Raw genomic sequence first — 22030 nt, 5'->3', positions numbered from 1 at the left:
GACTCCCTTCCATGCCCCCCCGTGACTTCCTGACGCGGCGCAACGCCCTGTGGGCGCAGTTGCGGAGCCTGCCGCCCGGCTCGCCGAAGTTCGAGGCCGCGCTCGCCGAACTCTCCGCGCTGATCGGCTGGGACCGGGAGCGGGTGCTGGGCGGCCTGGGCCTGCGCGCGGGGGATGTGCCGCCCACTGGGGAGCAGAGGCCGTGAGCGCCGGGGGCAGCCCGGAGATCGTGCCGTTCGACCTCGCGCGCATGTTCCTGGGAGACGTGCCGCCGCTGTTTCTGCTGGAGATCGTCTTTCGCACGTCGCTGATGTTCCTGTGGCTGGTCTTCCTGCTGCGGATCACGGGCAAGCGCGGCCTGGCGCAGCTCAGCCCTCTGGAACTCGCCATCGTGATCGGGCTGGGGTCGGCGGCGGGCGACCCGATGTTCTACCCGGAGGTGCCGCTCCTCCACGCGATGCTGACGCTGGGTCTCGTGGTGGGCTTTCAGCGCCTGCTCGCCCATCTCGTCATCCGCAACGAGACGGTGGAGACATATATCGAGGGCATGCCCGTCGAACTCGTGCGGGACGGGGTGATGGACCCACGGGCGCTCAGCCGGGCGAACCTCAGCCGGGAGGACCTGTTCGAGCGGTTGCGGGCGCAGGGGGTGAGGCAACTCGGTGAGGTGAGCCGCGCGTACTTCGAGCAGGACGGCAACCTCACTGCGTTCATGAGGGGGGACGCGGCCCCGGCGGGTCTCCCGGTCGTGCCGCCGTGGGACCTGGAGCCGCCCCCCCACCTGAAGGTCGGCACCCGGCACACGGGCGAGGTCGCCTGCACGAGTTGCGGCACCCTGCTCACGCCGAGCGGTGCCCTGCCCGCCTGCCCGAACTGCGCGTGCGACACGTGGACGCCCGCCACCACCGACCCCCTCGGCGACGGCGGCGGCAAGGGCGGGCAGAAGGGGCAGGGCACGGGGGAGGGCGGCGGGCCGGGACCGCTGGGGACGGGGCCGGGGTAAGGGGGTGGTTGGGTGGGGAGGGGCGCGGCGCGATGCGGTCGCCTCAATTCTTCCCTTGCTGAACAGCGGCCCAAGTCGCGCCCTGTTTGAAATGGATTCTCAAGCTCCTCCCCCTTGAGGGGGGAGGTTGGGAGGGGGTGAACGGGCCTGGCCTCCAAAAAGAGCGGAGGGTCAACTCCTCTCCTTCACGCTTGAGCGGGTCACACGCCCCCTCACCCCGACCCTCTCCCACGAGGGGAGAGGGAGAACAATGACGTTCCCATTGGCTTTCTGTACGACGGGCCATAAGACGGACGGGTCATAAGACGACTCTCTAAACCTGCTCAGGACGAGGGAACGAAGCTCAGATGGACCGCCCACCAGAGGTCCTTTTCCTCATCCCTCATCACCCATCCCTCATCCCATCCCCTATGCCCGCGTTTCCCTCGGAATCCACTGGGCTTCGGGCTGGATGCTCTCGGTGGGGGCCTTGCCAGGTTCGAGGCCGCTCGACCGGGCGGTTTGGAGGGGCGTGAGGTTCATGTCGCCGTGGCACTCGATCTGGCAGGAGAGGCGGGCGGTGCCCAGGAGGTCCTTCTCGGCCAGCTTGTCGCGCTCGGCGACGGTCATGATCTCGGGTTCGCCCTCCGTGAAGCTCACGCGGCAGGTCGTGCAGCGGGCCACGCCGCCGCAGCGGTGCAGGATGTCCACGCCGCCCCGCTCCAGCGCGAGCACCAGCCGCTCACCCTCGCGGCCCTCGACGACGCCGTAGCCCTCGACCGTGATGTTCGTCATGGGTCAGGATGGCATGGGGAGCCGTCAGCCGTCAGCTTTCAGCGGTCAGCGAAAGGCTCATGGTCGCCAGCGGCCAGTCGCCAGAACCGCTCAAACTGGCGCGCCGGAGAGGAAGCCGATCAGCAGGTTGTTCACCCTCACCGGCTCGTCGCGCATGACCCAGTGGCTCGCGCGGGGGAAGCGCACCACGCGCAGGTCAGGGACATACGGCTCCAGCCCGTCGGCGTCGGCGAGTTCGGGGAGGAGCGCCACATCGCGCTCGCCCCACAGGAGGAGGGTGGGGGCGCGGACCTGGGATGACCGCCCGCCGCCCTGGGTGCCGCCCGCCCGGCCCATCGCCCGGTAATAGTTGATCATCGCGGTCGCCGCGCCCGGCTGGTCCCACGCCTCGCGGTAGAGGCGGCGGTCCTCGCCCGAGTAGGCGTTCGGGTTCGTGCCGCGCAGCGCCCACGCGCCGAAGCGGTGGAGGAAGCGTTCGGGCAGCCACGGAAGCTGGAAGAAGAAGATGTACCACGAGCGCCGCCACTGCGCGGGCTTGCGCGCCACGCGCCGGAACGCCGCCGGATGCGGGGCGTTGAGGACGACGAGCCGCTCCACGACCTCCGGCTGCCGGATCGCCAGCGCCCACGCGACGATCCCGCCCCAGTCGTGCCCGACGACGTGCGCCCGCTCGTGCCCCAGCGCGCGGATGAGGGCCGCCACGTCCTCCTGCAAGTTCCCCACGCGGTAGGCGTCCACGCCGGGCGGCTTCTCGCTGAGGTTGTAGCCGCGCAGGTCGGGCACGACGACCCGGAAGCCCGCGCGGGCGAGCGGGCCGATCTGTCCCTCCCACGCCCGCCAGAACTCGGGAAAACCGTGCAGGAGGACGACGAGCGGGCCACTCGCCTCCCCCGCCTCCACGTAATGCAGGCGCACCCCGTTCACGACGATCTGGCGGGAAGTTGGCATAGAGGCAGTCTTCCCTACGGCTGGAGAGCTGCGGTGCGAGGAGGGGAAACGTTTCTTGACCTCCCCGCCTCAGTCCTCCGCGTTGCCGTGCAGCCTTCGCCCACCCGGAAGGAGGGGGAGACCCCGGCTTAACTCCTCCTCGCGCGGGAGGAGCCGCCACTGGGTCACGTCCAGCAAGCCGCGCGGGGTGAGCTTGAGGGCCGGAATGACGCTCAGGCCCAGGAAGCTGAGCGTCGTGACGGGGTAGGGCAGGCGACAGCCGAGGGCGCGGGCCGCCGCCGTCACCTCCGAGAGCCGGGCGGCGGCCTCACGCGGGGGCAGGTCGCTCATCAGCCCCGCGAAGGGGAGCGGGAGGCTGGCGCGCACCTCGCCCCCGGCGACGACGACCACGCCGCCGCCCAGCTCCTCCAGCGCCCGGCCCGCCGCCCGCACGTCAGCGTCGGTGCCGCCGAGGATGGCGACGTGGTGGGCGTCGTGCAGCACGCTGACGGCGAGTGCTCCACCCGTCAACCCGCTGCCGGAGGTCCAGCAGGTGGAGTGTTCACCGCGCCCGTAGCGGTCAGCGACGACCAGCCGTGCGTCTCCAGTCCCCAGCTCCCCCATCCCGGTCGTGATCTGGTCGGGCCGAATCTCCATGACGGGCCAGTGGGCCGGAATGTCGAAGGTCGCCGCGTCCCACCCCGGCCCCAGGGTCACGCCACCACCGGGCAGGGGCGGGGTCACGCCACCCGCCCGCGCCTCCACGCCGCTCACGAAGGTCTCCAGCACCTCGAAGCCCACCAGGTCGCGCAGCAGCACGAAGTCCGCGTGATAACCGGGCGCGACGAGGCCGAGGTCGCGCAGCCCCCAGTATTCGGCAGGATTGCAGGTGACGAGCGCCACGGCGTCGGCGGGGTGCAGGCCGCCCGCCACGCACGCGCGCATCAATCGGTCGAGGTGGCCCAGTTCCAGCAGCTCGTCCACGCTCACGTCGTCGCTGACGAGCATGGCGCGGCGGGGGCCAGAGCGCAGCACGGGGAGGAGCGCCTCCAGGTTGCGGGCCGCCGACCCCTCGCGGACCATCAGCCACAGCCCCGCGCGCAGGCGTTCGCGGGCCTCCTCCGGGGTGGTGGCCTCGTGGTCGGAGTGGATGCCCGCCGCCGCGTAGGCCATCAGGTCACGGCCCGACACGCCCGCCGCATGCCCGTCCACGCGCCCACCCCGTCCCGCCTCCAGCACGTCCCATACACCGGAATCACCGCCGAGCACGCCGGGGTAGTTCATCATCTCGGCGAGGCCGAGGACGCCGGGGAGTCGCAACGCCCCCGCCACCTCCTCCGCTCCCAGCGTCGCCCCGCCGCACTCGAACTCGCTCGCGGGCACGCACGACGGCACCGAGGCGAAGACGCGCAGGCCCGAAGATCGCCCCGCCTCCAGCATCCACGCGAGACCGGGGGCACCGAGGACGTTGGCGACCTCGTGCGGTTCGGCGACCACCGCCGTCGTGCCGCGCGGCAGCACCGCCTCGGCAAAGCGGGCGGGCGTGAGCAGGCTGGACTCGATGTGGACGTGCGCGTCCATGAAGCCCGGCGCGAGAAAGGCCCCGCGCGCCTCCACCACCCGCGCCGCCCGCGCGCCCGACCCCGTGCCGACGAGGGCGGCGACTCGCCCCTCCGCCACGAGCACGTCCGCCCCGAAGACCTCGCCCGTCGCGGGCTGAATCACCTGCACCCCGCGTACGAGGAGGTCGCCGTCCTCCAGGCCACGCGCCACACGCACCAGCCGCTCCCGCGCCGCCCGCTCGCCGCCGTCAGGTCGCCTCATGGGACAGTGTAAGCGCGGCGGCTCGCTCCCGGCTACCTCCGTTTGAGGGGGCCTCTCCACGCGCCCCGCTCGGCAAGTGCCCACGCGAAGGCCTGCGCGTCGTTGAGGGGCGGGGTGGACGGGCCGACCGTCGCTTTGGGTGCCGTTTCCCCGCCCCCAGGTCCGGCGAAGCGGCGGGCGCGGAACATGCCGGGGTGTTCCTCGAAGACGGCGACCACCCCCTCCGGCAGCCCCGCGAGGTGTGCGGCGAAAGCCCGTTCCTGCGCGAGTTCGACCTGAGCGGCTCCCGGCCCCAGCGCGGTCAGCAGGCGGTCGATGAGGGCGAAGACCCGCGCCGCGTACGCCTCCACCTCCTCCCGGCGCGGCAGGACGCCCCGGTGGATGACCCGGTTGCGAAAGTCGCTGCCGAGCGCCCCCGGCGTCAGGAAGTCGGGTGCCCGCCCCTCGCGCAGCAGGTAGGCGAGGGCGAACATCCCCAGTTGCCGCTCGGACTGGCTCGCCACGTGCCGCCAGGTGCCGTCCAGCGCGGCCAGCGCCTCCTCGAAGTCGCCCTCCCGCCCCGCCGCCCGCTCCAGCGCGAACGCCTTGACGTAGAACTCGAAGAAGCGTTCCTGGGCCGCCGCGAACGAGGCCACCGCCTCCCGCGCGTAGCCCTCCAGCAGCGCGCGGGTGCCGAGGTCGAACAGCACCTCGAACTTCTGCTTGCGAACGTACACCACGTACCGCGCCCCGCAGGAAGGGCACGTCAGCTCGTGGATCAGGCTGTCCGCGAACTCGGCGGGCACCTCACGCGCGCACGTCGGGCAGGTGGTGGGGAAGTGCATGGGGGAGTCTAGAGGGTCGGGGCGTTAGTTGACGACTGCTGCTGGAGGTGCGCCAGAAGGGCAAGCGTTGCTTGCCACCCCTCTCCCCGGCCCTCTCCCGCAAGGGGAGAGGGAGCAGCAAAGCTGAAGCTCTTGCTCTCTTTTCTCCTCCCCCTTGAGGGGGGAGGCTGGGAGGGGGTGAACGGGCTTGGCCTCAAGAAACCTCCCCCTCAACCTGTCCCTACTGAGGCACACCCACGCCCGGAGGCGCGATCACGTATCCCAGCCCGCCACTGTGCGTCAGCCACAACCGTTCGAAGGCGGCGCGGGGGTAGGTGCGGCGCACGCCCGCGTCGGTGGGGGCGGCGGGATCGTTGAGGACCGGGTTGCCCGCCGCGTCGAAGCCGACGAGGACCATCAGGTGGCCGTCGCTGTAGCTCAGGGGGGCACCGGGGAGTTCGCCGCGCTTCCACCCCAGGCTGACCGCGAGGGGCACGCCCGCCGCCGTGAAGCGCTCGGCCTCGGCGAGACTGGGGAGGCGCGTCACGAAGGCGCGCAGGCCGAGTTCGCCCGCGTAGGCCGTGTTGAAGGGCCAGTTGCCCGTTCCCTCGTAGGCGCGGTCGAAGGTCCCTTTTGCGGCCTGCGGGACGGTGACGTTGACCCCGTGCCCGGCGAGGATCATGGAGACGCTCGTGGGGCTGCACCACACCTCGCCGCCGCCTTCGTAGAGCATCTGCGACCGCTGGGGCACGTTGTTCACCTTGCCCCACGCGCGGCGGTCGCTGGCCTGTCCCAGCCCCGCCGTCCGTTTCGCGCGGTCGCTCGTGTTGAAGGCGAGGAGGCGCACGCCCGTCCCCGCGCCCCGCAGCGTCACCCGGTACTGGTAAGCGGTCGCCTTCGCGGTCAGCCGCAGCGTGTCGGTGAGCACCTGCCCGGAGGCGTCCTTCTGCCCGTTCACGCTCGCCCGGCCCTCATTGCTCTGCCAGGTGCCGAAGGAGAACCAGCGGCCCCAGCCCGCGCCCGTCTGCGCCCGCACCTCCACCATGACGGAGCCGCCCGGCGTGACCGCATTCCACGACGGCACGAGTTCGTCGAAGGGGGCGACTCCGACGGGTGGACTCGTCAGCGTGCCGGAGGCCGCGCCGGGGGCGAGGGCCAGCAGATTGCCACGCACCTCCACTCCGCGCCGCTCGGCACCCGCCCAATCTGTCGCGCGCTCGTGAATGACCGTCGTGGAGTGAGGGTACGTCATCGTCAGGGCCTCCGCGCCCGCCATGAGGAGCGGCGTCAGGAACAGGAAGGGGCGCATATGGAGCAGATTGTGGCGTGTGGGCGGGCGGACTGGGTGAGTGGGCCGGGTCTCACTCCCCCTGCATGAACAGGAACGCCTCCGGCAACGCCTCCCGCCACGTCACCCAGTTGTGTCCGCTGGGATATTCGCGGTACTGGTGCCGCACCCCCGCGTCGGCGAGGAGGGCGGCCATTCGGCGGTTCGGGCCGGTCAGCCATTCCAGCACGCCCGTGTCCAGGCTGAGCTTCAGGTGTCGGGGAAGGTCCCGCTCCAGCCGCCCCCGCAGCCACTCGCCCGCCGTGGTCGTGTCGATTACGCCGTCCGCGTAGGTCGCGCCGGGCCGGGCGATGAAGGCCCCCGAGTGGCTGACCACGCGGGAGAAGAGGCCAGGGTGCGCGCTGCCGAGGTGCAGGGAAATCAAGCCGCCCAGGCTTGCTCCCCACAAGCCCCGCTCCGAGACGGTCACGTATTCGCCCTCCACGCGCGGGAACACCTCCTCCCGCAGGAAGTCCAGATACCGGTCGTTGAGGTAGTACTCCTCGCTGCGGTCGCCCGGCTCCACGAAGACGAGAACCGCGCCGGAGGCCAGCCCCCGCTCCACCGCCCGGTCCATGACCTCACCGAGCCTGCCCGTGCGGTAGAAGGCCACGCCGTCCTGCACGTAGGAGACGGGCGTGGGCCGCACCGGGTCGTGCCCGTGCGGCGTGTGGACGATGGCGCGGCGGGTGCCGGGGAAGACGCCGCCCGCCCAGGTCAGGCGGTGGACCGTGCCCTTCTGCGTCGCGTCCGGCCCCTGCCAGAGTGGATGGCGCGCGTACTCGCCCACCACGACGGCGCGGGGATAGGGCCACCACGGGTTCAGGGACCGCTGCGGGTTGTCGGGGTCGGCGAAGGGTTCGCCCGCCGCGTCCAGCCAGGCGTACTCCACCCACGCGCCGCGCGGCAGGGTCAGCGTGAGGGGCTGGCCTTCCTCCACGGGAAGGGCGGGTTTCTTGCGCCAGTCGGTGAAGTCGCCCACCAGCGCCACGGCACCGGGCGGGGGGGAGAAGGTGACGCGCGTGCCCTGCACGGAAACGGCCATACGGGGAATTGTAGGGATGGCGCGGTCCGCCTGCGGGCGGCTTCAGCATCCATCGGCAGCCCTGTTCCCGGCCTACCGGACCGGCCCTCGGCGCTCCCCCCGGATCAGGGCTGAGGGGAACTCACCCCGCCCGTACGCCCGGCCTCGGGCCGAAGCGCAGGGGCGCGTGACCCGGCACCGCCTGAGCCGCGAACTCGCCCAGGCCGAGGCGGTCGGGGGCCTCCAGGTGGTAGCGGAAGTTCCAGAGGTAGTGCTGCACGACGCGTTCCGGTAAGCCGAGTTTCCTCGCATGGCGGGCCGACACGTCCGCGAGGTGCCCGATACCCTCACGCCGAGCCTCCCGCATCGCCTGGACGAGGGCCGGAGGCGGCGGATTCTCCCGGCGATACGCCCACACCGCGAACACGAAGGGATGTCCGGTGAGGCGGAACCACTCCTCGGCCAGATCGGTCACGGTGACGCCGCGCGCCGTGTGGGGCAGGCTGGTCATCGTCGTCTCGGGGGTCAGCGGCCCGACCACGCGGTACCACTCGCGCAGGGCGCTGTCCCCGATCCGCAGCACCCCGTCGTAGCCGGAGGCGAGCAGGTCCTCGGCCTCGCCCTCCGCAGGTTCCAGCACGGGCGTCAGGCCGCGTGCCGCCAGCAGCACCTCCAGCAGCGCCACGCTCATCGCGCTCTGCCGGGTCAGGGCCACCCGCCTTAAGTCGGGCAGCGGCACCGTATGAAAGAGGTTGACCGAGTACACCGGCCCAAGCACGCTCACCGAGAAGTCGGGCAGCGCCTCCAGCCGCCCCGCGTGCCGGATGAACTCCACCGCGCTGATGTTGGCGATGTCCACCTGGCCCGAGAGCAGCGCCGCGTTCATCTCGGTCGGCACGCCCGTGATCGCCGTCACGCCCGGCGGCAGCACGAGGCGGTCGAGGATGGGGGCGACGTTGGTGTAGTGAATCCAGCCGGCGCGGTAGGTCATGGGGCGCTCCGCGTCCGTCGAGGGGTCAAGAAGTCGAGGGGTCGAGCAGCACCCAGGGGCAAGGCTGCTCGACTTCTAGACGCCTCGACTCCTCGACCACGAGCAAAGCGAGTCCTCACGGCACCACCTGCACGCTCACCGCCCGCCACTCCCCGTCCCGCCTCGCGTACACGCGCAGGAAGCTCTGCACGCGCTCGCCATTCGCGTACAGCGTTCCGCGTGTCACCGCCGTGTCGCCGTACACGCGGGCGGCGTGGCGCTCGAACATCAGGGCGGCGGGAGGGTTGTGACGCATTCCTGCCAACAGGTCGGGCTTGAACACGGTTCGTCCGTCGGGGAAAAAGGCCATCCAGTCGTCGGCCAGCACCCGCGCCATCCGCTCGGGGTCGCGGCGGTGGTAGGCCTCGTTCCAGGCGTCGTCGAGTCTCAGCACGTCGTCGAGCGGGGAGGACACACCTAGTCCGCCGCCTCCGCCGCCGGGCGCGGGAAGACTTCGAGTTCGTGGTAGTAGGCGTCGCGCAGCACGGGCACGCGCCCCGCCTGCCGAATCATCCGCACCATGCCCGCCTGCGAGAGCGCCATCGGTGAGGTCGCGCCCGCCGCGTGGGCGATGTGTTCCTCCTGAATGGTGCCGTCGATGTCCGACACGCCCCAGTCGAGGCTGACCTGGGTGAGTTCGGACCCGATCATCACCCAGTAGCCCTTGATGTGTGGGAAATTGTCGAGGTACACGCGCGCCACCGCCAGATTCCGCAGGTCGTCCAGGCCCGTCGTGTATTCCGTCTTGCCGAGGTTCTGCGCGAGCGTGTTGCCCAGCGGTTGAAAGGCGAGGGGGATGAAGGCGTGGAAGCCGCCCGTCTCGTCTTGCAGGTCACGGAGGCGGTGCATGTGGTCCAGCCGCTCCTCCAGCGTCTCGATGTGGCCGTAGAGCATCGTCGCGTTCGTCCGCATCCCCAGCGAGTGCGCCTCGCGGTGAATCTGGAGCCACTTGTCGGCCTTGACCTTGTTCCTCGCCACCTGCCGCCGCACCCGGTCGGCGAAGATTTCGGCCCCACCGCCCGGCATCGCCGCGAGTCCCGCCGCCTGCAACTCGCGCAGCACCTCCAGCGTGGGCTTCTTGCTGATCTTGGAGAGGTGCTCGATCTCCGCCGCCGTGAACGCCTTGACCTGAAGCTCGGGAAACGTCTCGCGCAGCCGCCGCACCATCTCGGGGTAATAGTCCCACCCGTGGTTGGGATGGTGCCCGCTGCTCATGTGCAGTTCGGTGATGCCGGGGAGGTAACGCCTCCTGACCTGCTCCGCGACCTCCTCCGGCGAGTAGTCCCACGCCCGCTCCTCGCCCTTGCGTGCGGCGAAGGCGCAGAAGGTGCAGCCCACATAGCAGATGTTGGTGAACTCCAGCCGCATGGAGTGGACGAAATACACCTTGTCGCCGTGCAGCCGCTCCTTGCGGAGGTTCGCCAGCCGCATCAGCGCGTTGAGGTCACGGGTCTCGTACAGCCGCATCCCCTCGTCGAAGCTCAGGCGCTCGCCCGCCTCCACCTTGTCCACGACGGGGGCGAGGCCCTGGTCACGCAGCCACTTCATAGGGTGAGAATACGCCGGGGTGGGGGAGGGAAGTGTCCCGAAGAGGGCGAACGCTTAACGCCGCTTGCGCCGTCGCCGCTCCCAGCCCGGACCGAAACCGGGGTAGAGGCCAGCCGTGCCTCCCCGAGAGAAGCCTCCTTCGTGAAGTTCGACGCTCCACCGCTCGGGGTCGAACCCTTCCAGCCGCTTCACTGTGGCGTCCCCGGATTCCAGCCGCTCCAGATATTGAGCCAGAAAGCCGTGAAGGGTATCGGCCAGCACGTATTTCGTCTCCTCGTCGCTCCCGAAGGTAATGACCTGCCCGACCATGCCCGCCGGACCGGGATTGAAGTCCAGCCCGACGGAGTTGCCGCTCCCGTCCGCGAGGAAGCCGAGCCAGCCGGGCGTCGTGTAGGCGTCCCAAATAGCGCCGGGGGGTCGGGACGTGGAGGGGGTCTCGTCGTTCAATTCAGGGCTGGTCTCCCCGATCTTCCGCCACATCTCCCACTCGCGCCCCACGCCCTCCAGCGGCAGAAACTCCAGCCCCAGCGCAAAGCCCGTCCCCGCCCGCTCCTGCCCATCGTGCCAGCGGTAGAGGGTTCGGAAGCCCTCGGGCAACTCCAGCCCGGTGCGGCTTGCCAGCGCGTCCAGCTCAGCGTCGGAGGCACCGGGGCGCAGGGTCGCGTGAATCGCCGGAACGTGCGCGGCCAACCAGGCATCCAGGCGGGCGAGGATGGTGGGCAGGTCGTCTTTCATCCCGGAAGTCTAAGTTCTCCGCGTCCCAGAGGGCGAGCTAACGCCTTGGAATCTCCGGGGACGCGCCGAAGCCGGGGTAGAAGTCGGCCAGCGTGTAGCCGCCGCCCGCCGGACGGCCCGTGGCGTCGTGCAGCTCCACGCCCCATATCTCCTCGTCGAAGTCCTCCCGCCGCCTCACCGTGACGCGCCCGGACTCCAGCCGCCCCAGGTACTCGCGCAGGAAGCCGTCCAGTGAGTCGGCCAGCACGAACTTGTCCTCCTCGTCGCGCCCGAAGGTGATGACCTGCCCAAGCGTGCCCGCCGGACCAGGGTTGAAGTCCAGCCCGACGAAGTTTCCGCCCCCGTCCTTCAGGAAACCGAGCCATCCCGGCGTCGTGTAGGCGTCTTGAATGGCGCTGGGTGGATGCGAGGTCGAGGGAATGTCCGTGTTCATCTCCAGGTGAGCCTCCCCAATTTCCTGCCACATCTCCCACTCACGCCCCACTCCGTCCAATACCCACAGCGGCAGAAACTCCAGTCCCAACGCGAACCCCGCACCCCACTCCTGCCCGTCGTGCCAGCGGTAGAGGGTGCGGAACGCCTCGGGGAGTTTCAGGCCGGTCAGGGTCTCCAAGTCATCTAACTCGGCGTCGGAGGCACCGGGGCGCAGGGTCGCGTGAATGGCGGGGACGTTGGCGGCCAGCCAAGCATCCAGGCGGGTGAGGACGGTGGGCAGGTCGTCTTTCACGCCCGCTCCTCCCGCTCCAGCCGTGACCGCACCCCCGGCCACTCCTCGCCCGTGACCGAGTACATCACCGTGTCACGCAGGCTGCCGTCCTGACGGCGCTGGTGCTTGCGGAGGACGCCCTCCCGCACGGCCCCCAGCTTCTCGATGGCCCGCTGGCTGCGGAGGTTGAGGAGGTCGGTCTTGAGCTGCACGCGCTCCATCCCCATCTCCCCGAAGGCGTGCGCGAGCATCAGCCGTTTCATGCGGCGGTTGACGCCCGTGCCGTGCTAGCGCGGATGGAGCCATGTCCAGCCGATCTCCAACCCGGCGTGGGCCAAGCGAATGTCGCCGTAACGGGTGCTGCCTGCCAGTTCGCCGCCGACCTCTATCACGAACGGCTGTTGTTCCGGGGCGTCCAGCGCGGCCAGATAATACTCGGGGTGATTGGGCGGCGCTCCCATCAACCGCAGTTCGTCCCCCGCCTCCCGCGCCAGCGCGCACAGGGCGGGAATGTCGGCCTCGGTGAGCGGGCGCAGGGTCAGGTCGCCGTCGGTCAGCGTCAGGCGGTGGTGCATGGGGGCAGTGTGGCACGGTTCCAAGCTGGGCCGTTCCCGGCGCGTTAGGCTGTACAGGTGAAGGACAAGGAACGCCGCTCCCACGCTCGCCACCGTTTCGAGCGCTGGGTCGTGGACGGCATTGAGGACGCCCCGCGCGGCCCCGTGGCGCGGCTGGAGCGGGAGGATGGCCGCACCTTCGACCTGCCCCTGTCGGCCCTGCCGGACGGGGTGCGGGAGGGCGACGTGCTCGCTTTGGAGGACGGCCCCGACGGCGTGACCGCCCGTGTGCTGCCGCGTGAGACGTGGGCCAGACGGAAAGCCGCCCAGCACGAACTGGACCGCCTGAACGCGGGGGACGCCCACACCGGGGAAGGGGAGATCACGTTATGAGCGGCAAGAAGCCCGCCTCCACCAAACCACCCAAGCGCAAGGCCGCCGCCAGGAAGGGCAAGGGTGGACGCGCCCCCGGCCCCAGCCCCAGCGACCTCCTTGGCCTCGTCGTGCTGGGTTTGACGGTCAGCCTCGCGGCATGTGCTGGGGGCGGGCTGTTCGGCGGTGGCCGGGAGGAGCGCACGGAGCGGCGGGAAGGCGGCACAACCACCCCGACCGGGCAGGTCACGATCCGCTTTCTCGACGTGGGGCAGGGGGACGCCGTACTCGTCACGTCGCCCGAGGGCAAGACGATGCTCTACGACGGGGGCCGCAGCGCCGAGCGGATGCGTGAACACCTCAAGACTTACAACGTCACCAAGATCGACCTGATGGTCGCCAGCCACGCCGACGCCGACCACATCGCGGGGCTGGTGCCCGCCGCGCAGACTGCCGACCCGACCCTCTTCATCAACAACGGGATTGCGGGCACGACCCGCACCTGGGAACGCCTCGTCGCCGCCCTGCGCGAGGACGGCACGACGTTCCAGAAGGCGAACACGCAGGTCGTCAACCTCGGCAGCGTGCGGGTGCGCGTGCTGGCCCCACCCGCCGGAATGGGCGACGGTCAGAATGAGAACAGCGTCGGCGTGCGGCTGGAGTTCGGCGACTTCCGCGCCCTCCTCACGGGCGACAGCGAGACGCCCGAGACCGAGGCGTGGTTGAAGGAAGGGCGTCCCGAGATTCAGGGACCCTTCCAGGTCTACAAGAGCATCCACCACGGGGCTGCGAACGGCGACCACCCCGCCTGGCTCGCCGCCGTCCGCCCGGAAAACGTCGTGATCGGCGTGGGCGAGAACAGTTACGGCCACCCCACCCGCGAGGCGCTGGACCTGTACAAGCAAGGGGGCGTCCGCACCTACCGCACCGACCGTCAGGGCACGGTGACGTTCGTGGGGCAGGGGGACGGGACGTATACGGTGGAGACGGAGCGGTGAGGTTGAGGAGTTGACGGCTTCGCTTTCTAGGGGGCCAAGCCCGTTCACCCCCTCCCGGCCTCCCCCCTCAAGGGGGAGGAGCTAAAAAGCCCAAGCCTGAGCCTTTTTTCTCCCTCTCCCCTGGTGGGAGAGGGCCGGGGTGAGGGGGCGACGTGACGACTCTACCGCTCAACTTCCTCCAGCCAACCGCACACGTCCCCAACCCCTCAACGTCACCCCTCCACCTTCCCGCCTGCACTACACTCCTCCCCTGATGTTCGGACCCCTTTCCCCCCGCAGCCAGCCGCAGCCGGGGCACCTGTACGACGTGGCCGTGGTCGGCGCGGGCCTCGCGGGCACGGAACTCGCGTGGCGTCTGGCGCGGGCCGGGGCCGACGTGCTGCTCGTTTCTCAAGCGCTCGACCACCTCGGGAACCTGTACCAGCCCACCGTGGAGGACGCGGGCTTTCCGGCGGGCAGCGTCTTCGCCCTCGTCGCGGAGAGGATCGCCCCCGAGACGGACGGCTGGACCTTCCACCGCCATCTCAAGGCGGAAGTCGAGGCCACGGCGGGCATCCACCTCCTGCAATCCACCGTGACGGAACTGGACGGGGACGGGGACGGGGTGACACTCTCGACCTGGGAGGGGCCGCCCCTGCGCGCCCGCCGGGTGGTCCTCGCGGTTGGATCGTTCCTCAAGGGCCGCCTCCTGATAGGCGACACGATGGAGGAGGCCGGGCGGCTCTCGGAGGTCGCCTACGACTTCCTCGCCGACGACCTTGCCCGGAGCGGCGTGTGGCTGATCGGGGGGGAGCAGACGGCGGCGGGGGTGGAGGGCGCGCCTCCCTACGACGTGCGCTTCCTGACGCCCGCGCCGGGCGAGCTGGACGGCTTCCGGGTGGGCCGCTTCGAGCGGGTGTACGCCGTGGGCCGCTGCACGCCGGGCGACCACACCTACGCCTCCGTGCTGGGGGACGCGGCGCGGCTGGCGGACGATCTGCGGTCGGTGGGGGAGACGCCGTGATCTTCCGCCTCTCCGACTTCCACTTCCCCGACGACGCCGCACGCCTGTACCCGGACACGCCGGAACGCCCCTGGGTGCTGGAGGTCGGCTTCGGGGACGGGCGTTTCTGGCCGCACCACGCGGCGAGTCTGCCCGAGGCACCGAACTATCTCGGCGTGGAACTCAGCGGTGTCTCGCTCCTCAAGGCCGAGCGGAGGCTGAGGGCGGCGGGCCTGACCAACGCCGTGCTGACCAAGCTGCCCGCGACCGTCCTCGTGCGTGAGGTCGTGCCCCAGGGGGCGCTGGACGCCATCATCGTCAATTTCCCCGATCCCTGGCCGAAGGCGGGGCACACCGAACACCGCCTGCTGCGTGCCCCCTTCTTCCGGCTGGCGGCGAGTCGCCTGAAATCGGGCGGGGCCGTGCTGCTCACCACCGACCACGACGAGTATTTCGAGTTCGCCCGCGCCGAGGCGGAGGCGAGCGGCGTCATGGCGGTGGAGCGAACGGACGCGCCGCCCGCCGCCCTGGAGACCAAATACGCTCGCAAGTGGCGCGACCTCGGCCTGAGCGCCCACCACGCCCGCTTCACGCCGACCGCGCATCCCCACGTGCCCCACGGGGCCGTCACCCGCTCCCCGGAGAATGAGGAGAACCCCACCGTGCCCCACGCCGTCCTGACCCTGCCCCAGACGTTCGACCCCCAAGATTTCGCCAAGCACACGGCGCGCGGCGGGCAGACGCGGGAGACTGCGCCAGAAGGAGAAGGGGCAGGCTGGACCGTCGTCCTCCTCGACCTGTACCGGGGCCTGGGGCGGGAGGGCTGGGTCTTCCTCGCGCATGTGGTGGAGGGCGAGCTGACGCAGGAGGTTCTGATCGGCGTCACCGGGCGGGAGGACGGCACGCACCTCGTCCGTCTCGCCCGCTTCGGCGGCCCGATCATCACGCCGGGGGTGAAGGCGGCGGTCGGCACCGTGACGGGCTGGCTGGAGGGTCAGGGTGCGGTAGTGCGTCACCGGGGGTATTGACGCAGGGGAACACGGAAAATACGTCGTGTCTTTCTTTTGCCCCTGCCCCTTGAACGCCTGATGTGCTCTTTTCTCCCTCCTTGTAGGGGAGGGTCGGGGAGGGGGGTGACGAGCAACGCTCGTCCTCCTACTGGACAGCGAAAACGCTCCCGCCGCCCAATCTGCGATTCACATCGAACGTCCCCTGGGGGAAGGCTGGGACTTGCAAAGCCGCGAAGCGGGGGGGGTGAACTGGCTGGGCGAACGGGGAACAAAAGCCTCAATTCCCCCCGGCTGCTCGCTGTCCTTCCTCCCCCGCCGTCAGCGCCGCGTACTCCTCCCGGTACGCCCGCTGCATCTGGGACAGCCCCGGCGCGAGGGCGAGGGCACGGATGAGGGACCCCTCCACGCGCAGGCGGCCCTGTGCCATCGCCGCCACCGGATTGAGGTCCCCGCTCCAGAAGGCGTGCGCCGTCTCGCCGTCCATGCGGAAGGTCAGGTCGGCGGGGAGGTCCGCCGTGTCCGGCCCGAAACTCACCTGCGCCGTCTGCCCGTCCCGCCCATCCACGCGGGCGCGCAGGTCCGGCGCGGTGATGACGAACGCGAGGGCGAGCCGCTGGTGCAACAGGGCGCTCGTCTCCTCCCCGGTGTACCCGCGCCGAAAGACCCGTTCGAGGATCGCTTGAAGATGCGCGGCGTCACGGTAGGGGGACATGGGCGGCAGTATCGGCGGTTCGCCCTCCTCGGCCCCCAACTTTTGTGACCCCGGCTGCAATGGGTGGGGGAATGGTACGCCCCTGTACATCTTCGGGAAGTACAGAAGGGTTTGCTGGGGCAGCAGGACCGAGGGGGGAGGAACCCTTCACAGGAGGAGAACATATGAACGAACAGCTTCAGCAGACCGTGCAGGCCCTTCAGGGTGGCGTCACGAACCTGGACCCCAGCGTGGCCGCGAGCAACGTCGCCCAGTGGCAGCAGACCCTGAGCGGCGCTTCCGGGGCCGAGACGCTGGTGGACGCCCTCGCGCAGTTGCAGGGGGCGCTGGCCTCCGGGGACCTGGACGCCGCCGCCGCCCTGCTTCCCACCCTCGCCGACGAGACCGAGAGCGTCGCCTCCGCCGCCCCCGCCGAGGATCAGGACGGCCTGATGCAGCTCGCGAGCGCGTTGCGCGGCTGACATTCTTCCCCAGCCAGCCCCCGGCCAGAGGATGACGGTCGGGGGCTGGTCCGTTCCCGCTCCCCGCCCTGCCCCGGCGGGTGCCATCATGGCGGCAGGTACCCACGGGGAGGACCCAGATGAACGACCAGCTTCGGCGGACCCTCCAACTCCTCCAGCAGAACCCCACCGGGGCCGACCCGCAGGCCGCCGCGAGCAACATAGCGGGCTGGCGGGACCTGCTGGAGGGCGAACCCGGTGCGGAGGCGTTGACGGGTATCCTCGGTCGGCTCCATGACGCCCTGACGGGGGGTGACTTCGTGGGGGCCGCCAATCTCCTCCCCGCGCTGGGGCAGGAGACCGGTCGCCTCGCCGCGAACGCCTCCCCTGTGAACCGGGACGGCCTGCAACGCCTCACCACCGTCCTCCAGAGCGCCCTCCACGGTTGATCTGCCCGACCTCGCCTTCACCCACGAACCTCTGGCCGTCATCCTTCCCGCCGTCCGGGCCGTCCTGGCCTCGGCGGGCGAGGTGGCCCTCACCGTCCCCGACCCCGATGCGGGGGTGGGCCTCTACGCGGGCGAGGTGACCGCCCACGGCCTGCACCGCCCCTGGCAGACGTGGGCTGACCTCGCCGACCTCCTGGGCGCGCACCTCCTCACGCCCGAGCGGGTCGGGGAGGGCCGGGTCCGGGTGCGGCTGCGCGCCTACACGCCGGGGCCTGCGCCCGACGCGAACGGCTACAGCGCGGGGAGCGAGTTCGGGCGGGTGGACAAGCTCGAAGACCCCATCTTCCTCCTCACGCTCGTGGAGGCGATGAGGCGGGTCAGTCCCCCTCCCGGTGGTCGCGTCCTCGCTCTCGGCGTGAATGCGGGCCGGGAGCTGGACGCGTTGGCACTCGCCTTCCCCGACCGGACGTTCGACGTGGTGGGCGTGGACCTCGACGGGTCGGCCCTCGCACTTGCCCGCGCCCGGCATCCGGGGGCCAGCTTCCGCCCGCTGGACGTGAATACGCTGCCCGACCCCTCGTTGGGCCGCTTCGACCTCGTGCTCGCCCTGAGCCTGCTGCAAAGTCCCGGCGTGGTGGCCGAGAACGTGCTGCGCGCCGTGCGACGGGAGCACCTGACTTCCACGGGCGGCCTGATCCTCGGCTTCCCCAACGCCCGCTACCGGGACGGCGTGTTGAGCTACGGTGCCCGCACCCGCAACTACGCCCGCCCCGATCTCAGCCTCCTCGTGTCCGATGTGGCCGCCGCCCGCCGTCACCTCCAGAAGCACGGCCTCAAGGTGTTCGTGACGGGCAAGTACGAGGTCCTCGTCACGGCGATTCCGGCGGGAGGGCGGACGCCGGGGGGACTGGAGTTGTAGGAGCGGGTCAGCGGTCAGCCATCAGCCGTCAGCAAAAGATGGAGAGGCGCGGCCTTCGTCCCGCTGGGGAAGCCGCGCCACGCCTCGGTGAGGGTCAGTAGGACAGCGTGGGCCTACAGGTCGCCCGGTCCCGGCAGCGCGCCCCCACCCGCCGAGGTCAGGCCCTGCAAGTTCTCCTCCAGCTCGCCCAGCCGCTCCTCGCGGTCGGCCCCGCTCTCCATCCCGTTCGCGTCCATGTCGCCCGACGCGCCCTGCATCCCCTCCCCGATGTCGGCGTTCAGGTCGATGTCGCTGGGGTCGTTCAGCTCCCGGTCCTTGTACTCGGTCATGCCGCCCATCCTCCCGGCCCCGCGTGCGCCCGGTGGTGAGGCGGCCCCAAACGTCCTTCATACAGCAACAGAAAAAGCCCCCGATCTGGGGACCTCTTCGCTGACGGCTGACCGCTGAGAGCTGACCGCTCCCCTACCTTCTGCTTCCCACCGCCAGCAGCGCCCCGAACAGCGCCAGATTCTTCAGGAAGTGCGTCTGCTGGTGGAAGCGTTCGGTGCCGCTCTTGTCCCAGAAGGGGTGGCCGATCACGGTGGTCGGAATCAGGCTGGCGGCGAGGGCGGTGCTCGCGGCGCGGGGGGCGATGCCGAGGGCGAGCAGCGTGCCCGCACCCAGCATGACGGCGCTGTTGGCCTTCACGGCGAGTTCGGGCTGCGGCACCTCGGCCCCCTTCGCCGCCCGCACGATGGGGTCGGGATGTTGCAGGTGATCGAGGCCGTTTTTGATGAAGATGCTCGCCAGCAGCGCCCGTCCGATGAATCCAGTTACACTCATGCCCCGTCCTCCTTGGATGTGCGGCGAGTCTACCGCACGCCGGGACGGACGACCCGGACGGCGGCGCGTCCCTCACCCGCGCCCACCCTCACTCGAACAGCGTGCTCACGCTCTGCCCGACGTGGATGTTCGTGATGGCGTCCGCGAAGAGGGGTGCCACGTCCAGCACAGCGAGCTTGCCGTTCGAGGCGGCGATCTTCTCCGGCGAGACGTACACGGTGTTCGTGCTCGCCACCTGCGTCACGTCCAGCGCGGCGATGCGCTCGATGGCAGGGCCGGTGTAGACGCCGTGGGTGACGGCCACGTACACGTCCTTCGCGCCCATGCTGCGGGCGATGTTCACCGTCTCCACGAGGCTCCCGGCGGTGCTGATCTCGTCGTCCACGATAAAGACGGTCCTGCCCTCCACCTCGCCGATCAGGGCGCGGGGGCGCACCTCCGTGTCCGAGAGCCGTTCTTTGTCGATCATGGCGAGGCCGGAGTTCAGGCGGCGGGCAATTTGAGAGGCCCGCTTGATGCTGCCCGCGTCGGGGGCGAGGACGACGCCCTCGTGCGCGTTCGGGACGCAGGTTTTGAAGTGCTGGCTCAGGACCCGGTTGGCGGAGAGGTGGTCCACCGGAATCTTGAAAAAGCCGTGGACCTGCGGCGAGTGCAGGGTCATCGTGAGGAAGCGGTCAGCTCCCGCCTGTTGAAGCAGGTCGGCCATCAGCCGCGCGGCGATGGAGATGCGCGGGCTGTCCTTTTTGTCGCTGCGGGCGTAGGAGTAGTACGGGATGACGGCGGTCACGCGCCCCGCCGACGCGCTCTTGGCCGCGTCGATGAGCAGCATCAGCTCCATGATCGAGTCGCTGACGGGCGTGGAGAAGGACTGTATGACGAACACGTCACCCTCGCGCAGCGACTCCTCGTAGTGCACGATGATGTTGTCGTTCGTGAACTTCTCGGTCTTGCTCTTGCCGAGCGGCACGCCGAGACGGTCGCAGATCGCCTGCGCGAGGGGGCGGTTGCTCTGCCCGGCGAAGATGAGCAGCGGTTGGCGGCGGCTGCTCGCCAATCTCTCGGAAGGGGGGCGGTGGGGCACGGTCACGGTGGGGAGACCTCCGGGAAGGATCGGGGCAGGGCCGGGAAAGCCCGTCAGGAGCGGGGGATGGAAACGCGTCGCAGGCCAGCATACCCGCCGCCGCGCGGGACTGTCACGGTGCCCCCAGCCGTGGGGCGTTCCCGTGGGGGGGACAGGAAGGATGTACCAGCGCCTCAGAATGTTCGGAAGAAGGAAACAGAGCTTGACTTCAACTATTGTGCTTGTGTTTCGCGGCTGAGTAAGCTGGGCCAATGCAGCAGCAGGAGCTGTTTCGGCGGCTGAGGGCGGCGGCAAGTTCGGCCCCATGCATTTCCCGTCTCCCGACACGAGCAGAAATCGCCAGCCTGGAGGCGGAGTTGGGAGTCCACCTGCCGCCGTCCTACCGTGCGTACCTGCTGGAGCTTTCGGACGCGCTCGTTGGTTCTTACTGGCCGCTGGTCGTCCAGCATGAGATGACCGGAGGACGTTTGCTGGACCAGGCCAGGGGCCTCCAGAGCATTGGACTGCCGAGCTTCCTGGTCCCCTTCGTGAGTGATAACGGCGATGCGTTCTGCTTCGATACCCGTTCGAACGGACCAGAGTTCGCCGTGGTGCTCTGGACGCACGACGATCAGTCCTTCGTGCACCGCTCCTGGCCGAACTTCCTGACCTGGGTTGCGGACGAGTGGCTTCCTACTGCCGAAGAAAGCTGATTGCAGACTGCGAGACCCGTCCCCAAATAGAACGTTGGGGGGTGCTAACGACAAGAGGCGCGGCACCCTCGCCACGCCCCCGCCCGTCCCCTCCGCCCTCAATCCCGGTGAAAAATCTTCCCCACCTTGCCGAGGAAGCCCTCGCGGGGTTCGTTCACCTCGTCGCCGACCGCGCGGGCGTAGGCGTGCAGGGCCTCGCGCGCCTCCGGCGTGAGCTGCCCCGGCTTGGGCACGCTGACCTCGTACTCGACGATCAGGTCGCCCGTTCCGGCCCCCTGCAATCGGGGCAGACCCTGACCGCGCAGGCGGTGGAGTTCGCCGTGCTGTGTGCCCGGCTTGACCTCCACGGTCTGCGGGCCGTCCAGCGTGGGCACCGTGACCGGACCGCCGAGCGCGGCCTTGGCGAAGCCGATCTTCGCCGTGTGGACGAGATGTTCCTGCTCGCGGCGCAGGTCGGGGTACGGCTCCATCTCGATGTGAACGTAGAGGTCGCCGTTGCCGCCCGGTCCCTCGTTGCCCTTGCCCGCCACCCGGATGCGGTAGCCCTCGTCGATGCCGCGCGGGAGCTTGACGGCCACCGTCTCGGACTTCAGCGTGCGGCCCCGGCCCTTGCAGACCGTGCAGGGGTCCTCGATGATCTGGCCCTCGCCCCGGCAGGTCGGGCACGGCTGCTGGGTCTCCACCACGCCGAAGATCGTTCGCGCCTGCGCCCGCACGGCCCCCACCCCGCCGCAGGTGCCGCAGGTCTTGGGGGGTTTGCCGCCCGGCTCCGAGCGCCCCCCGTGGCAGTGTTCGCAGGTCGTGAGGCGGTCCACCTCGACCGTGATCTCGTCGCCCGCGCGGGCTTGCAGCAGGGTCACGCGCGCCTCGGTCTCCACGTCGTCGCCGCGCGCCGGACCGCGCCGCCCGCCCCGGCCTCCCCCCATGCCGCCGAAGAGCTGCTCGAAGATGTCCATCGGGTCGAAGCCCGCGCCTCCCCCCATCCCGCCGAAGGGGTCGCCGCCCGGCATCCCGGCCCCCGGCGCACTTCCGAAGCGGTCGTAGTGTGCCCGCTTCTCGGTGTCGCTCAGGACGGCGTAGGCCTCGTTGATGCGCGCGAACTGCTCGGCGGCCCCCTCCTCCTTGTTGCGGTCGGGGTGGTACTTCAGGGCCAGCTTGCGGTACGCGCTCTTGATCTCGTCGGCGCTCGCCGTCCTGGCGACGCCCAGCAGTTCGTAATAGTCCATAGGTGTGTTGTCGCCGGGCCACAAGGTCCCGACCTCCACCCTAAGGTTAACATGACCGGACTCAAGAAAAGT

At 70.2% G+C, this 22030-nt stretch carries 27 protein-coding genes and 1 pseudogene; 10 read left to right on the top strand and 18 right to left on the bottom strand.

What is annotated here, in order from left to right:
- Positions 1-11 precede the first annotated feature (11 nt).
- Both V3W47_RS00705 and V3W47_RS00700 read left to right on the top strand, forming a co-directional pair.
- Positions 12-206, top strand: coding sequence for a hypothetical protein (locus tag V3W47_RS00705; RefSeq protein ID WP_331823224.1), 195 nt, complete (start codon positions 12-14; stop codon positions 204-206).
- Complete coding sequence (locus tag V3W47_RS00700; RefSeq protein WP_331823223.1) at positions 203-1003, top strand: DUF421 domain-containing protein; 801 nt, start codon at positions 203-205, stop codon at positions 1001-1003. The genes V3W47_RS00705 and V3W47_RS00700 overlap by 4 nt, the downstream gene beginning before the upstream one ends.
- 408 nt (positions 1004-1411) lie before the next feature.
- Here V3W47_RS00700 and V3W47_RS00695 read toward each other — a convergent pair whose 3' ends face one another.
- The 13 genes and pseudogenes from V3W47_RS00695 to V3W47_RS00635 all read right to left on the bottom strand — a co-directional run bounded on the left by V3W47_RS00695 (position 1412) and on the right by V3W47_RS00635 (position 12276).
- A complete protein-coding gene (locus tag V3W47_RS00695; RefSeq protein WP_331823222.1) occupies positions 1412-1777 on the bottom strand; it encodes a 2Fe-2S iron-sulfur cluster-binding protein in 366 nt (121 codons plus the stop codon).
- Between the two features lie 90 nt (positions 1778-1867).
- Entirely contained in the window at positions 1868-2725 is an 858-nt protein-coding gene (locus tag V3W47_RS00690; RefSeq protein ID WP_331823221.1) for an alpha/beta fold hydrolase, read from the bottom strand.
- A gap of 69 nt (positions 2726-2794) precedes the next feature.
- Positions 2795-4528: an adenine deaminase gene (locus V3W47_RS00685; protein ID WP_331823220.1), complete on the bottom strand. Its 1734-nt coding sequence runs from the start codon at positions 4526-4528 to the stop codon at positions 2795-2797.
- A gap of 32 nt (positions 4529-4560) precedes the next feature.
- The gene (locus tag V3W47_RS00680) at positions 4561-5352 is read right to left on the bottom strand and encodes a hypothetical protein (protein ID WP_331823219.1); all 792 of its coding nucleotides are present in this window, start codon (positions 5350-5352) and stop codon (positions 4561-4563) included.
- A 220-nt stretch (positions 5353-5572) separates the two neighbouring features.
- Complete coding sequence (locus V3W47_RS00675) at positions 5573-6640, bottom strand: C39 family peptidase (protein WP_331823218.1); 1068 nt, start codon at positions 6638-6640, stop codon at positions 5573-5575.
- Positions 6641-6692: 52 nt separating this feature from the next.
- The gene (locus tag V3W47_RS00670; protein WP_331823217.1) at positions 6693-7703 is read right to left on the bottom strand and encodes an alpha/beta hydrolase; all 1011 of its coding nucleotides are present in this window, start codon (positions 7701-7703) and stop codon (positions 6693-6695) included.
- 121 nt (positions 7704-7824) lie between these two features.
- Positions 7825-8673: a menaquinone biosynthetic enzyme MqnA/MqnD family protein gene (locus tag V3W47_RS00665; protein WP_331823216.1), complete on the bottom strand. Its 849-nt coding sequence runs from the start codon at positions 8671-8673 to the stop codon at positions 7825-7827.
- A gap of 115 nt (positions 8674-8788) precedes the next feature.
- Positions 8789-9127, bottom strand: coding sequence for a nuclear transport factor 2 family protein (locus V3W47_RS00660; RefSeq protein ID WP_331823215.1), 339 nt, complete (start codon positions 9125-9127; stop codon positions 8789-8791).
- Positions 9128-9129: 2 nt separating this feature from the next.
- Positions 9130-10260: an aminofutalosine synthase MqnE gene (gene mqnE, locus V3W47_RS00655; protein WP_331823214.1), complete on the bottom strand. Its 1131-nt coding sequence runs from the start codon at positions 10258-10260 to the stop codon at positions 9130-9132.
- Between the two features lie 54 nt (positions 10261-10314).
- Positions 10315-10995: an SMI1/KNR4 family protein gene (locus tag V3W47_RS00650; protein ID WP_331823213.1), complete on the bottom strand. Its 681-nt coding sequence runs from the start codon at positions 10993-10995 to the stop codon at positions 10315-10317.
- A gap of 37 nt (positions 10996-11032) precedes the next feature.
- Positions 11033-11722: an SMI1/KNR4 family protein gene (locus tag V3W47_RS00645; protein ID WP_331823212.1), complete on the bottom strand. Its 690-nt coding sequence runs from the start codon at positions 11720-11722 to the stop codon at positions 11033-11035.
- Positions 11719-11973 (bottom strand): annotated as a pseudogene (locus tag V3W47_RS00640) (GNAT family N-acetyltransferase); the annotation flags it as partial. The gene V3W47_RS00645 and the pseudogene V3W47_RS00640, both read right to left, overlap by 4 nt.
- 15 nt (positions 11974-11988) lie before the next feature.
- Positions 11989-12276, bottom strand: a complete 288-nt coding sequence (locus tag V3W47_RS00635; protein ID WP_331823211.1) for a GNAT family N-acetyltransferase — start codon at positions 12274-12276, stop codon at positions 11989-11991.
- Between the two features lie 57 nt (positions 12277-12333).
- On the opposite strand from V3W47_RS00635, the gene V3W47_RS00630 reads away from it, so the two are divergent.
- The 4 genes from V3W47_RS00630 (at position 12334) to trmB (ending at position 15635) form a co-directional block, all read left to right on the top strand.
- Positions 12334-12648 carry a DUF3006 domain-containing protein gene (locus V3W47_RS00630; protein WP_331823210.1) on the top strand — a complete coding sequence of 105 codons (315 nt, stop codon included), beginning with the start codon at positions 12334-12336 and terminating at the stop codon, positions 12646-12648.
- Positions 12645-13625, top strand: coding sequence for a ComEC/Rec2 family competence protein (locus V3W47_RS00625; RefSeq protein ID WP_331823209.1), 981 nt, complete (start codon positions 12645-12647; stop codon positions 13623-13625). The genes V3W47_RS00630 and V3W47_RS00625 overlap by 4 nt, the downstream gene beginning before the upstream one ends.
- Before the next feature lie 253 nt (positions 13626-13878).
- On the top strand, positions 13879-14628 hold the full coding sequence (locus V3W47_RS00620) for an FAD-dependent oxidoreductase (protein WP_331823208.1): 750 nt from the start codon (positions 13879-13881) through the stop codon (positions 14626-14628).
- Positions 14625-15635, top strand: a complete 1011-nt coding sequence (trmB, locus tag V3W47_RS00615; protein ID WP_331823207.1) for a tRNA (guanine(46)-N(7))-methyltransferase TrmB — start codon at positions 14625-14627, stop codon at positions 15633-15635. The genes V3W47_RS00620 and trmB overlap by 4 nt, the downstream gene beginning before the upstream one ends.
- Before the next feature lie 259 nt (positions 15636-15894).
- On the opposite strand, the gene V3W47_RS00610 is transcribed toward trmB, so the two are convergent.
- A complete protein-coding gene (locus V3W47_RS00610; protein ID WP_331823206.1) occupies positions 15895-16329 on the bottom strand; it encodes an SCP2 sterol-binding domain-containing protein in 435 nt (144 codons plus the stop codon).
- A gap of 164 nt (positions 16330-16493) precedes the next feature.
- On the opposite strand from V3W47_RS00610, the gene V3W47_RS00605 reads away from it, so the two are divergent.
- The 3 genes from V3W47_RS00605 to V3W47_RS00595 all read left to right on the top strand — a co-directional run bounded on the left by V3W47_RS00605 (position 16494) and on the right by V3W47_RS00595 (position 18137).
- Complete coding sequence (locus V3W47_RS00605; protein WP_331823205.1) at positions 16494-16790, top strand: hypothetical protein; 297 nt, start codon at positions 16494-16496, stop codon at positions 16788-16790.
- 119 nt (positions 16791-16909) lie between these two features.
- Positions 16910-17218 (top strand): hypothetical protein, encoded by a 309-nt coding sequence (locus V3W47_RS00600; RefSeq protein WP_331823204.1) that lies wholly within the window; start codon positions 16910-16912, stop codon positions 17216-17218.
- A gap of 1 nt (position 17219) precedes the next feature.
- Positions 17220-18137 carry a class I SAM-dependent methyltransferase gene (locus tag V3W47_RS00595; RefSeq protein WP_331823572.1) on the top strand — a complete coding sequence of 306 codons (918 nt, stop codon included), beginning with the start codon at positions 17220-17222 and terminating at the stop codon, positions 18135-18137.
- A gap of 113 nt (positions 18138-18250) precedes the next feature.
- Here V3W47_RS00595 and V3W47_RS00590 read toward each other — a convergent pair whose 3' ends face one another.
- From V3W47_RS00590 to V3W47_RS00580, 3 genes are all read right to left on the bottom strand, one after another.
- On the bottom strand, positions 18251-18466 hold the full coding sequence (locus tag V3W47_RS00590; protein WP_331823203.1) for a hypothetical protein: 216 nt from the start codon (positions 18464-18466) through the stop codon (positions 18251-18253).
- 133 nt (positions 18467-18599) lie between these two features.
- Positions 18600-18959, bottom strand: coding sequence for a DoxX family protein (locus V3W47_RS00585; protein WP_331823202.1), 360 nt, complete (start codon positions 18957-18959; stop codon positions 18600-18602).
- A gap of 88 nt (positions 18960-19047) precedes the next feature.
- Positions 19048-20046 (bottom strand): ribose-phosphate diphosphokinase, encoded by a 999-nt coding sequence (locus V3W47_RS00580; RefSeq protein ID WP_331823201.1) that lies wholly within the window; start codon positions 20044-20046, stop codon positions 19048-19050.
- A gap of 245 nt (positions 20047-20291) precedes the next feature.
- Here V3W47_RS00580 and V3W47_RS00575 point away from each other — a divergent pair, with 245 nt between their 5' ends.
- Entirely contained in the window at positions 20292-20732 is a 441-nt protein-coding gene (locus V3W47_RS00575; protein ID WP_331823200.1) for an SMI1/KNR4 family protein, read from the top strand.
- Positions 20733-20830: 98 nt separating this feature from the next.
- Here V3W47_RS00575 and dnaJ read toward each other — a convergent pair whose 3' ends face one another.
- A complete protein-coding gene (gene dnaJ / locus V3W47_RS00570; RefSeq protein ID WP_331823571.1) occupies positions 20831-21958 on the bottom strand; it encodes a molecular chaperone DnaJ in 1128 nt (375 codons plus the stop codon).
- Between the last annotated feature and the right edge of the window lie 72 nt (positions 21959-22030).

It is taken from the genome of Deinococcus sp. YIM 134068 (assembly GCF_036543075.1).
In the GTDB taxonomy this organism is placed as follows: domain Bacteria; phylum Deinococcota; class Deinococci; order Deinococcales; family Deinococcaceae; genus Deinococcus; species Deinococcus lichenicola.
The sequence above is the reverse complement of the archived record's forward strand: the minus strand, read 5'-3'. Positions and strand labels throughout refer to the sequence as shown.